The organism is uncultured Flavobacterium sp. (assembly GCF_951805225.1).
Lineage (GTDB): Bacteria > Bacteroidota > Bacteroidia > Flavobacteriales > Flavobacteriaceae > Flavobacterium.
On sequence record NZ_OX638201.1, the window covers coordinates 4,167,661 to 4,179,717 of the forward strand.

Here is a 12,057-nt window from a genome sequence, read left to right on the forward strand (position 1 = left end):
ACGGCTAGAAAGCGCATTTTTTTTGGATTAGAAAAATGCTTCAGGAAAAAATATTGCAAAAAATATGCATTTTGTGCAAAAAAAATGCAGACGTTTGAAATAAATATTTATATTTGATCGCCAATAAAAACCAAAAAAAACATGAAAACCAAAGTATTATGAAAACAAAGCTAATTTCATTAGTGTTTATTGGGGGAATTATTTTCTCAGCAAACGCAAAAGAGGTTGCAATTAACAAGCACCTTTTTGAACAAAAAAGCAGTCAGATTGAAATTACTGGCCAGATTATCGGTCAGGACGACGGAATGCCAATTGCCGGAGCAACTATTTATGCAAAAAGCAATAATAAACTAGCCACAATTTCTGATGAATCCGGAAAATTCAAACTAACTGTTCCGGAAAACGAAACTCACATCATCATCACTTACATGGGTTACGGAACTTTAGAATATAAATTAGACAACATACAAAACTTAGTTATTAGCCTTAAACCAGCCGAAAATGTTTTAGATCAGGTTTTGGTAACGGCTTTAGGAGTTAAAAAAAGCAGTAAAGCAATTTCATACGCTGTAACAGAACTTAAAGGAACTGAATTCACAAAGGCAAAAGAAACGAATATTGCTAATGCTTTGGTTGGAAAAATTGCAGGTGTAAACGTGAGCAGCACTGCAACAGGACCAAACGGATCAACGAGAGTTGTAATTCGTGGAAACGGTTCCCTTAACGGAAACAACCAACCGATGTATGTTGTAAATGATTTACCAATTGACAATACTCAGCTTAACCTACCGGGTATTGGAAATGGTCCGGGATCTACAAGAATCAACGTCGATCGTGGTGACGGAACTTCTGTTATAAATCCTGATGATATCAAAACAATTACGGTATTAAAAGGAGGAACAGCGGCGGCACTTTATGGTGCAAATGCTGCAAATGGTGTTATCTTAATTCAAACTAAAAGAGGTGCGGCTCAAAAAGGAATTGGAGTAGAATACAATACTTCATTTACTTTTGAAACGCCATCGATCATACCAGATTGGCAGTATGAATACGGTTCTGGAGCAAACGGAAAAAAACCAACTACTCAAGCCGAAGCAGTTGCTGCAGGACGTTGGTCTTGGGGAGCAAAAATGGACGGAACAGATGTTATTCAGTTTGACGGTGTTGCAAGACCTTATGTTGCACAAAAAAATAACATCAAGAATTTTTACGAAACCGGAACGACATTTATAAACTCTATCGCTTTGTCTGGAGGAACTGAAAAAGCTACAGGCCGTCTTTCGTTCTCGAATACAGACAATCAAGGTGTTGTACCAAATAATGATTTTAATCGCAAAACCCTTAACATCGCCAGTAATGTTAATATGACAGATTGGTTAAAATTTGATGTTGTAGCACAATATAATGTGGAGAAATCAAATAATAGAGTTACGGTTTCTGATGCTGAAGCGAATCCAAACTGGGGAACTTATATGATTGCCAATACTGTTGATATTCGAAATCTTGCCCCAGGTTATGATGCAAACGGTGTTGAAGAAGCATGGAATCCAGTTGCAGTGGCAACAAACCCTTATTTTGTCGTAAATAAAATCAAAAACAGCGATACTAAAAACCGCTTTCTTGGAATGGTAAATGTAAAATTGAACTTTACGCCTGAGTTATTCCTTCAAGGTAGAATTGGACAAGATTTTACGAATTATGATTTCTTTGGATACATCCCAAAAACAACTTTAAACAATCCTGTAGGATATGCTCAAGGTTCAAGAGTTAAATTATCAAACCTGAACTCTGAGGCAATTCTTAATTATACTAAGAAAAATATCTACGAAAATTTCTCATTAAACGCTTTAGTTGGTGTAAACTCCCGTACTACCTTAAGAGACGAAACAAGAGTTGAAGGTTCAAACTTTGTATTAGACGATTTTTATGCCTTAAGTAATTTATCTACATTGACTTACACTTATCCATACGGAAAAACAAAAACAAACTCTGTTTATGGAGCCGTAGATTTAGATTATAAAAACGTAGTATTTTTAAACCTAACAGGACGTCAGGATTGGTTTTCGACACTTTCAAAAGATAACAATACAGTATTTTATCCATCTGTTGGAACAAGTATTATTGTTTCGGATATCTTAAAAATGCCAGAATTTGTTTCATTTGCTAAGCTAAGAACTTCTTGGGCTCAGGTTGGTGGAGCAACTCCAGATCCTTACGCATTAAATCAATCTTACACGATGGTTCAAGGCGGACATAATGGTCAACAATTACAAACGCCAACAGGTACGAGAGTACCAAATGCTACTTTAAGTCCGCTAACTTCTACAACATTTGAAATTGGAACCGACTTAGGATTTTTCAACAATCGTTTAAATCTTGATTTTGCATATTACAATCGTGCAACAACAAATGATATTGTCGAAACTACAATTTCAAACGCTTCTGGAGCCAGTACAGCTTTATTGAATCTTGGAAAAATGAGAAATAAAGGGGTTGAATTATTATTAAGCGGAAAAATTATTAATTCTGAAAATTTCTCCTGGGATGCAAGTTTCAACGGATCTTATAATGAAAATACAGTTGAGGCACTTACAGATCAGTTGAACTCAATTACAATGGCAACTTCTGTAAACGGATATGTTACTATAACAAGTGATGTTGGTCGTCCGTACAGTATCATAAAAGGGTACAAACCACGTAAAGATGCAAACGGAAATACAGTTTATAATGTAAGTGGCGGTTCTGCAACTATAGCACAAGGTCCGCTTCAGGAATTAGGTCAGGGAGTTCATCCTTGGGCAGCTGGTATTACCAATGATTTTAAATACAAAAACATATCATTCAGCTTCTTGATTGACGGTAAATTTGGCGGAAGCTTATATTCCGGAACTGATTTATACGGAACTCGTATGGGTTTAACAAAACTAACATTGGATGGTCGTGAAACTGGTTTACCAATTAAAGGTGTTGACACAAACGGAAATCCTGTTGATATGGTTATCGCTCCGGAAAACCTTAGAACGTATTATGATGGTTTAAGAAACATTTCATCAACATTTGTTTACGATGCAAGTTTTATAAAACTAAGACAAGTAATTATTGGATATTCATTGCCTCTTGAAAAGATCAAAAGTTTATCAAAACTTCAGGGAGCTTCGATCTCATTTGTGGCAAGAAACTTATTCATTCTTTACAAGAAAACACCAAACGTAGATCCGGAATCTGTATTTAGTGCAGGAAATGCTCAAGGTGTAGAACAATTTGGAGTGCCAAAAACCAGAAGTTTCGGTTTAAGTTTAAATGTTAAATTTTAAACGCATTTATCTCTAATTTTTAAATTAAAAGACATGAAAAAGCTAACCCTATTATATATCACAGGCGTACTTTTAGGAAGTATGACATCCTGTACAAAAGATTTCGAAGAAATCAATACAAACCCTAATGTTGTCGAAAAACCAAATGCAAATTTTCTTTTCAGCCGTGCACAATTGGACGGTTTAAACAATAATTATTTTGCAACCAATATCCTGGAATGTGGTGGAATGCTACAACATTATGCTACTTATAAAGAAGCATCTGGTGTGGGAGATAAATATTTGAGCAATGAAGTTTACTATTCTGCATACTTTAATCAAATATATCCAACAGCTTTAAACGAAACAGAAATTGTAATTAATACCGTAAAAGCCACTCCAAATGACAGCAATAAACTAAATATTGCCAGAATCTGGAAAGCTTATTTATACCACAGAATCACTGATTTGTATGGAGATATTCCGTATTCTGACGCGGCAAAAGCAAATAGTTCTCAAATTTTTCTTCCAAAATATGATACTCAGGAATTCATATACAAAGATTTATTAAAAGAACTTGACGAAGCTGCAACCGCGTTAGATCCTGCGAAACCAAGTTTTGGCAAAGCCGATTTTATCTATGACGGAGATGTTGCAAAATGGAAAAAATTCTCTTATTCTTTAATGCTTCGTTTAGGATTGAGATTAAGCAAAGTTGATCCGGCATTATCAAAAACATGGGTTACAAAAGCGATTGCCGGAGGAGTTATCCTTAACGGAAGTGACAATGCGATCATGAAATATACAGATGGTCCAAATGATTTTAACAGAAATCCTGTTGGTCTTGATTCCAGAAGACAAGATTTTACAGCAGGTTCTTACGGTCAAAAAAATGTCGAAGGCGGAAAATTGGCTAAAACATTCATCGATTTATTAAAAAATACTGCCGATCCAAGAATTAGTGTTTATGCCGGAGTTTGGGAAGGAACAACACAAAATACAACTCTTGCGATACAAAAAGGTTTTCCTAACGGAACTAAAACTGCTCCAACACCAGTTGAACAAGCAACTTATTCTGAGCCTAATCAAAATACAATATTTAAATACGATGCACCACTTGTACTTTTGAGCAATGCCGAAACTAATTTATATCTAGCCGAAGCTGCCGTAAGAGGATGGTATTCTGGTGAAACAGATAAAGATTTATATGAAAAAGGTGTAAAAGCTTCTTTCTTAAACATGGGAATTTACGGAGCGGCTTATGCAATTCCAGATGCAACACCATATTTAACTCTAAATCCATATAATTCAGCAGGATCGACAGAGGCAAAAATGAATCAGATTCACACTCAGATTTATGTTGCTTTATTTGTAGACGAACAAGAAATTTATGCCAACTGGAGAAGAACCGGTTATCCTGTTTTAGTTCCGGTAAATTTCCCTGGAAACGTTACAAACGGCACGATTCCAAGACGTTTCAAATATTCAACAAGTGAATATTCAGTGAATTCAACTAACTTAGCTGAAGCGATTAAACGTCAGGGCGAAGACACTTTTACAACCAAAATCTGGTGGGATAAATAAAATATGAAACAAGAGTTGAAATGTGCCTTTAGGCACTTAATGTTGGTAATTATAAAGTTTCAAATTCGTTGGCGTGCCGTAGGTACGCAACAAAACGATAAGTATTGCGTACCTACGGCACGCTAGATATTGTTAACTTATGTTTTTACCAATATTAAGTGTCTAACGACACAAATTAAAACTCTTAATACAAAAGATAAATGAGCATTTTAATTCTTACGGCATGCATTGCATTTTTAATCATTCAGATAGCTTGGCTTAAAATCAATCCGTTTATTGCCTTTATCATAACAGCTCTATTAGCAGGTTTATTTTTAGGCCTGCCAATAGAAACTTTGTCTCAAACCGTGCAAAAAGGTTTAGGCGAAATGTTAGGATCTATCACTTTGATTATTGTTTTTGGAACCTGTATTGGTAAACTCACCGTTTCATCAGGCGCCGCCAATGTCATTGCCAAAACAGTTATGGGATGGACGGGCAAAAAATATGTTCGTCTTGGCTTAATGATTACCGGATTTATTGTTGGGATACCTCTATTTTATAGTGTTGGATTTGTTTTGTTAGTTCCATTAATCTTTTCAGTAGCCCATCAATTTAAGCTTTCAAAAGTATATCTCGGTATTCCAATGCTGGCGTCGCTTTCAGTAGCACACGGTTTTTTGCCTCCACATCCGTCTCCAATGGCTTTAAGCAGTATTTTAAAAGCTGATATTGGACTCGTTTTAGTCTACGGAATCATCATTGCGATTCCAACAATTTTTATTGCGGGTTTATTGTTTTCGAATTTATTAAAAAACATCAAAACCGAATCGGATCATGAAATTCTGAATGTCGAAGAAATCATAAACGAAGGAAAACAACCAAGTTTTTCATTGAGTTTATTCTCTGCTTTATTTCCGGTTTTCGGATTAACAATTACTTCGATATTACCAATGATTTCTAAAAATGAAACTTTAGTTAATATCTGCAAAACAGTCGGGGAACCAAGTATGATTATGCTAATTTCTCTATTGATTTGTACGTATACTTTAGGAATCAGAATGAACAGAAGCATCACATCAGTTATGGACGATTATGCCGTTGCCATAAAAGATGTTGCTTTGATAGTTTTAATCGTTGGAGGAGCCGGCGGATTAAAAGAGGTTATGATTGTAAGCGGTGTAAACGAAACCATTGTAGCATCATTAACACAAACAAACATTCATCCGTATTTATTGGCCTGGATGATGGCGGCAATCATACGCGTTTGTGTTGGATCTGCAACAGCGGCAGGATTAATGACTGCCAGCGTTTTACTACCTTTGTTACAGACTACCGGCCTCGATCCCAATCTGTTAGTTCTATCTGTTGGAGCCGGAAGCTTAATGTGCTCACACGTAAACGATCCAAGTTTTTGGATGTTCAAAGAATATTTTAATATCAGCCTGAAAGATACATTCAAATCATGGACCGTCATGGAATCTCTAGTATCTGTTTTAGGAATCATTTTCGTTTTTATTTTAAACTCTATAATACATTAATATCATGAATTTATTACCACAAGAAAAATTTGAAACATTAGGCTTATCATTACCGCCGGCGCCTCAGCCTCTTGGTATCTATAAACCTTATTTAGTTGATGGTAAATATTTATACCTTTCAGGTCATGGACCTGTTAATGACGACAAATCCTTAATCATTGGCCGAATTGGTGATGATATGGATATCGAACAAGGAAAATTAGCAGCAAGACAAGTCGGATTAACAATGCTTTCTACAATTGTAACCAATTTTGGAAGCCTGAATAAAGTAAAACGTGTTATAAAAGTTTTAGGAATGGTCAATTGCAATGGCGAATTCTTGAGACATCCGTATGTAATAAACGGTTGTAGCGAATTGTTTGCTGAAGTTTGGGGACAAGAAAACGGAATTGGAGTAAGAAGCGCAGTAGGAATGGGTTCTTTACCGGACAATATTCCTGTTGAAGTTGAAGCTGTTTTCGAATTATTTTAGATTAAAGAATTTAGCCCACAGATTTTACGGATTAAACGGATTCGCACAGATTTTTTTTTATTTTTTGCCACGAATTTCACGAATCAGCACGAATTATTTTTACGCAGCGAATTAGTGAAAATTCGTGAAATTCGTGGCGAGAAAAAATCTTTGGCAAAATATTTAAACACATAGAAACATAGATTTTTTACTTGAGTAAGGAAGTAAAAAAAGCTAGCTTTCACACATAGCTATGTTCATTAATGCAAGTGAAACGCCTTTTTTCAACACTTTCAAAACTATGTTTCTATGCGTTTAAAGAATTAACCGCTACGTTTATAAATCATTTTACCCCGTGGAATCCGTGAAAAAAAAACAAAAATATGAATACAACACCACAAACTAGAATTGCAACTTTTGGAGAATTATTACTTCGGATGAATGTTGCTGATGGAAACCGATTTACGCAAGCCAATGAAATAAAAATTCATGTTGGCGGTGCCGAAGCAAATGTTTGTGTTTTACTTTCTCAACTCGGGATTCAAACCGATTATATTACACGATTACCCGAAAATGATTTGGCACAACTAGCTTTAAACGAACTTCAGAAATACAAAGTAAATACTTCAAAATGTGTTTATGGCGGAGAACGTTTGGGATTGTATTTTGTCGAAGCCGGAAATCAAATCAGGCAATCACAAGTTATTTACGATCGAAGTAATTCCTCTTTCGCAACGATTCAAAAAGATCAAATCAATTGGGATTTGGCTTTAGCCGATGTTACGCATTTTCATTGGTCAGGAATAAGTCCGGGAGTTTCAAACGAAGCAGGTTTAGCTTGTAAAGAAGCAATTCTTGTCGCGCATAAAAAAGGTTTACCGATTTCTTCCGATTTTAATTACCGATCAAAATTGTGGCAATACGGAAAACATCCTTCTGAAATTATGCCTGATTTGCTTCAATACAGTACAATTACTGTTGCAGATTTAGACGCAATTGAAATTTATTTCGGAATCAAAACCGATAAAAATGAATCGGATGAAAATCGTTTTCAGAAAACATTCGAATTATTGAAAGTAAAAATGCCTTTTCTAAAAACATTAGCAATGAGTTTTAGAAAATCAGATGGACCGGCGCATTTATACAAAGGATTATTGATTCATGAAGATAATTTTTACCAAACCCAAGAACACAAAATACACGTTGTAACCGACCAAATTGGTTCGGGAGATGCTTTCAACGCAGGATTATTATACGGATTATCGAATAAATTTTCTGGACAAGAATCCATCGAATGGGCAACAGCTTGTGGCGTAATCAAACAAAGTATTCACGGAGACTTTGCCATCACAAATGAAAACGAAATAAGTCATTTCATCAAAAATGGCTCAAGTAATAGAATTAATAGATAAAATAAGAAAATGTACAGCATATTAAAAACGCAAGGTGTACTTCCGTTAGTAACCCAAATCAACATTGAAACAGCCCAAATAGTATTGCAATCAGCGGCTGATGCTGGCATTAAAATTATAGAGTTTGCTGCTCGTGCAGATAATGCTAAAGAAGTTTTTAGCCAAATGATAGCCTTTAAAAAAGCAAATAATTTAGATGTAAAAATCGCCGTTGGATCTATTTTAAGCGTAGATGATGCCGAAACTTTTCATCTTCTTGGAGCAGATTGCATCGTTTGCCCGCATACAGATCTGGAAATTGGAAATTATTGCTTCAAAAATAATATCTATTGGATTCCCGGAGCTGCGACATTAAACGAAATACTTCAGGCAAATAAATTAGGAGCCGAGATTGTAAAGCTTTTTCCAGCTGATAAAATTGGTGGTCCCGGATATGTAAAAGCAATTAGAGCGCCATTCCCAAATTTGAAAATAATGCCAACCGGAGGCGTAACGCTCGAAGAAAGCAATTTAAAATCATGGTTCAAATCCGGAGTAGTTTGCGTGGGAATTGGCTCTAATTTATTTTCTAAAGAAATGCTTTTGAACTTAAATTATGAGCAATCTTTAAAGGCATTTCAAAATTTAATTGAAGTTGTAGAAAAAACAAGAAACTAAAGTTATGCAAAACAATTGGTGGAAAATTAATTCCGAACTCCGCATTGATACGCCATTTTTAGCCGTTTACGAAGATCGTATTCAGGCAAATATTGAGCGTTTGATTGAAGCAGTAAATGGCGAAACTCAAAAATTAAGACCTCACATCAAGACGCATAAAATAGGTGAAATTCTGGATTTGTTTAAAACCTACAACATCAATAAAATAAAATGCGCGACAATTGCCGAAGCGGAATTGGCTGCAATGCATGAAATTCAAGATGTACTTCTCGCCTATCAACCTGTTGGCGCTAAAAAAGACAGATTGATTTCATTAATTCAGAAATATCCAAACATTACTTTTTCGACTATTGTTGACAATTTAGATTCGGCGAAAGCCTTAAATGAAAGTGCCGAGAAAAACAATCTGAAACTTACGGTTTATCTGGATTTAAATACCGGAATGAACAGAACCGGAATTTCGGTTTCTAAAAACTGGAAAGGTTTAATTGATGAAATTGTGCTACTGAAAAACATTGATTTTGCAGGAATTCACATTTACGACGGTCATTTAAAAGGAGATTTAGAACATCGATTTGATACCGCTTCCAATTTATTTTTTAGCATCAACGAAGAAATTCAGGCGATTAATAAAAAACTTGGTTACGAATTAAAAATTGTCGCTGGCGGATCGAATACATTTCCGTTTTATGCGACTCAGAAAAGCGTAGAATGCAGTCCCGGGACTTTTGTTTTTTGGGATTCAAATTACCAGATTCATTTACCGGAACAACATTTTGAACCGGCTTTAGTTATCGTTGGAACCATAATTTCAAAACCAACGAGTTCTACATTTTGTATTGATATAGGATACAAAGCCGTAGCTTCTGAAAACCCAATCGATAAAAGATTAGTGATTTTAAATGATGAAAATCTAATCCCGACGGCACATTCAGAAGAACATTTAATTATAGAAAACAAAGGAAAAAACGAATATGCTATTGGCGATACCATTTATGCCGAGCCGTATCATGTTTGCCCAACTTGTGCGCTTTACGATTCGGTTCAGGTCGTGAATTCGGAACATGAAATTTGCGATCAATGGCTGGTTGTTGCCCGCAGCAGAAAAATTAATATCTAGTAGCAGAAAAAGTAGAATAAAGAAAAAAGAATAGAAAATAGAGCGAAGAAGAAAGAGAATAGACCTCATAATAACACTTATCTAGAGAATCTCTGCGCCTTTGGACCTTTGTGCCTTAAAAAAAATAATATGTTTATAATAGACGCCCATTTAGACCTGAGCATGAATGCAATGGAATGGAATCGAGATTTAAGAAATGACGTACCAACTTTGCGTCATCTCGAAAAAGGAATGACGGACAAACCTGATCGCGAACGCGCAACGGTTTCGTTTCCGGATTTACGACGCGGCAATATTGGTATTGTGGTCGCGACTCAAATTGCAAGATTTGTAAAACCAGACAGTATTATTCCCGGTTGGAATTCTCCTGAACAAGCCTGGGCACAAACTCAAGGTCAGCTTGCGTGGTACAAAGCCATGGAAGAAGCCGGAGAAATCACAGCAATTACCGATAAAAAATCACTTCTAAAACAAATTGATTTATGGAATAATGGAACGCCAAACGATAAAAAACCTATTGGTTATATTTTGAGTTTGGAAGGTGCAGATTCTATTATTGATGTTTCATATTTAGAAAAAGCATACAATTACGGATTGCGCGCTATTGGACCTGCACATTACGGACCCGGACGTTACGCAAACGGAACAGACGCAACTGGAAAAATGAACCAAAACGGTCTTGATTTATTAAAAGAAATGGAACGTTTGAACATCATTCTGGATGCAACACATTTATGCGATGATGCTTTTTGGCAAGCTTTAGATCATTATCACGGGCCAGTTTGGGCAAGTCATAACAATTGCAGAAGTTTGGTTGATCATAATCGTCAATATAGTGATGAAATGATCAAAGCTTTAATTTCTCGTGGAGCCGTAATTGGCGGTGCTTTAGATGCGTGGATGTTGGTTCCAAATTGGGAAAGAGGCGTTTCAACACCAAAAGGAACAAATTGCAATCTCGAAACCGTTTTCAAACACATGGATCACATTTGTCAATTGGCCGGAAATGCCAATCATATTGGTGTAGGTTCAGATTTGGATGGTGCTTTCGGTACAGAACAAGGTCCGTATGATTTAGATACAATTGCCGATTTACAAAAATTGGTTTTGATCTTTAAAAGCAACGGATATTCTGATGAAGATTTAGATAAAATCTTTCACCAAAACTGGATCAATTTCTTAATGAAAAATTGGGATTAAATAAAGACTAAACTTGGAACTGCCTTCTTATACGACTGTAATTTTTCGTCGGTTGGATCAACTTCTGTAACCACATAATCAACCTCGGATAAGTTGGCAATTTTCATTTTTAGAACCGTGTCTAGTTTTTCAGAAATAGTCAAAATCGCTGTTTTTTCAGAAGCCTGAATCATAGCTTTTTTTACCTGAACAGTTTCCCAATCAGAATCTGAAAAACCACCTTCGATATCCAAAGCATTTGTTCCTAATATTAATAAATCGACTTTAATATTAGCCAATTGATTGTAGACATCGCCGCTCACACACATTTGGCTGTAAGATGAAATGCTTCCGCCAATCATGATAATTTTGACATTAGGTTTATCCAGAAGTTCAACTGCTGACAAAACCGTAACCGTAAAAATAGTTAGATTCATATCGTCAGGAATCAATCGGATGAATTCGCGAATTGTAGTTCCTCCGCCAATTAACAAAACCATTCCGTCGCGAAGTAAACCTAAAGTTTTTTGCGCAATAATTTGTTTTGATTCGCCTGCATAAGTCTGATTGTTAGTCGAAGAATGGTGATATGCTTTGGTCATCGCACCACCTTTTACCTTAATCAATAAAGATTCTGATTCAAGTTCGTTAATATCACGTCTCACCGTATCTTCTGAAACAAATAATTTAGCCGAAAGCGTTTCAAAACTTACACGAGTATGCAAGTTAATCTCTTTTAAAATAAGACTTTTACGTTCTTCCTTGGTGTAATTAACTACTTCATTATCATTATTCATGCGAATTCTTTTTAAGTAAAGCAAATGTAAACAATAAATGCAAT

9 protein-coding genes are annotated in these 12,057 nt (G+C 35.7%); 8 read left to right on the forward strand and 1 reads right to left on the reverse strand.

The annotated features are described in order from the left end of the window. The first annotated feature begins 158 nt into the window (after window positions 1-158). From WN975_RS17460 to WN975_RS17495, 8 genes are all read left to right on the forward strand, one after another. The gene (locus WN975_RS17460) at window positions 159-3,314 is read left to right on the forward strand and encodes a SusC/RagA family TonB-linked outer membrane protein (protein ID WP_337967607.1); all 3,156 of its coding nucleotides are present in this window, start codon (window positions 159-161) and stop codon (window positions 3,312-3,314) included. A gap of 33 nt (window positions 3,315-3,347) precedes the next feature. Continuing rightward, entirely contained in the window at window positions 3,348-4,877 is a 1,530-nt protein-coding gene (locus WN975_RS17465) for a SusD/RagB family nutrient-binding outer membrane lipoprotein (protein ID WP_337967608.1), read from the forward strand. A gap of 200 nt (window positions 4,878-5,077) precedes the next feature. Then, window positions 5,078-6,397 carry a gluconate:H+ symporter gene (locus tag WN975_RS17470; protein ID WP_099709778.1) on the forward strand — a complete coding sequence of 440 codons (1,320 nt, stop codon included), beginning with the start codon at window positions 5,078-5,080 and terminating at the stop codon, window positions 6,395-6,397. A gap of 4 nt (window positions 6,398-6,401) precedes the next feature. Next, window positions 6,402-6,869, forward strand: a complete 468-nt coding sequence (locus WN975_RS17475; RefSeq protein WP_337967609.1) for a RidA family protein — start codon at window positions 6,402-6,404, stop codon at window positions 6,867-6,869. Window positions 6,870-7,231: 362 nt separating this feature from the next. Further along, window positions 7,232-8,260 carry a sugar kinase gene (locus tag WN975_RS17480; protein ID WP_337967610.1) on the forward strand — a complete coding sequence of 343 codons (1,029 nt, stop codon included), beginning with the start codon at window positions 7,232-7,234 and terminating at the stop codon, window positions 8,258-8,260. A gap of 9 nt (window positions 8,261-8,269) precedes the next feature. Beyond that, window positions 8,270-8,917, forward strand: coding sequence for an aldolase (locus tag WN975_RS17485; RefSeq protein WP_337967611.1), 648 nt, complete (start codon window positions 8,270-8,272; stop codon window positions 8,915-8,917). A gap of 4 nt (window positions 8,918-8,921) precedes the next feature. Then, the gene (locus tag WN975_RS17490) at window positions 8,922-10,037 is read left to right on the forward strand and encodes a D-TA family PLP-dependent enzyme (protein WP_337967612.1); all 1,116 of its coding nucleotides are present in this window, start codon (window positions 8,922-8,924) and stop codon (window positions 10,035-10,037) included. A gap of 129 nt (window positions 10,038-10,166) precedes the next feature. Then, a complete protein-coding gene (locus WN975_RS17495) occupies window positions 10,167-11,237 on the forward strand; it encodes a membrane dipeptidase (RefSeq protein ID WP_337967613.1) in 1,071 nt (356 codons plus the stop codon). On the opposite strand, the gene WN975_RS17500 is transcribed toward WN975_RS17495, so the two are convergent. Continuing rightward, window positions 11,234-12,013 (reverse strand): DeoR/GlpR family DNA-binding transcription regulator, encoded by a 780-nt coding sequence (locus tag WN975_RS17500; RefSeq protein ID WP_099709781.1) that lies wholly within the window; start codon window positions 12,011-12,013, stop codon window positions 11,234-11,236. The genes WN975_RS17495 and WN975_RS17500 overlap by 4 nt on opposite strands. Window positions 12,014-12,057: the final 44 nt, after the last annotated feature.

Bases quoted from the DNA above. Each gene is read 5' to 3' on its own strand.
- WN975_RS17460 (WP_337967607.1), top strand. From the start codon at position 159: ATGAAAACAAAGCTAATTTCATTAGTGTTTATTGGGGGAATTATTTTC.
- WN975_RS17465 (WP_337967608.1), top strand. From the start codon at position 3,348: ATGAAAAAGCTAACCCTATTATATATCACAGGCGTACTTTTAGGAAGT.
- WN975_RS17470 (WP_099709778.1), top strand. From the start codon at position 5,078: ATGAGCATTTTAATTCTTACGGCATGCATTGCATTTTTAATCATTCAG.
- WN975_RS17475 (WP_337967609.1), top strand. From the start codon at position 6,402: ATGAATTTATTACCACAAGAAAAATTTGAAACATTAGGCTTATCATTA.
- WN975_RS17480 (WP_337967610.1), top strand. From the start codon at position 7,232: ATGAATACAACACCACAAACTAGAATTGCAACTTTTGGAGAATTATTA.
- WN975_RS17485 (WP_337967611.1), top strand. From the start codon at position 8,270: ATGTACAGCATATTAAAAACGCAAGGTGTACTTCCGTTAGTAACCCAA.
- WN975_RS17490 (WP_337967612.1), top strand. From the start codon at position 8,922: ATGCAAAACAATTGGTGGAAAATTAATTCCGAACTCCGCATTGATACG.
- WN975_RS17495 (WP_337967613.1), top strand. From the start codon at position 10,167: ATGTTTATAATAGACGCCCATTTAGACCTGAGCATGAATGCAATGGAA.
- WN975_RS17500 (WP_099709781.1), bottom strand. From the start codon at position 12,013: ATGAATAATGATAATGAAGTAGTTAATTACACCAAGGAAGAACGTAAA.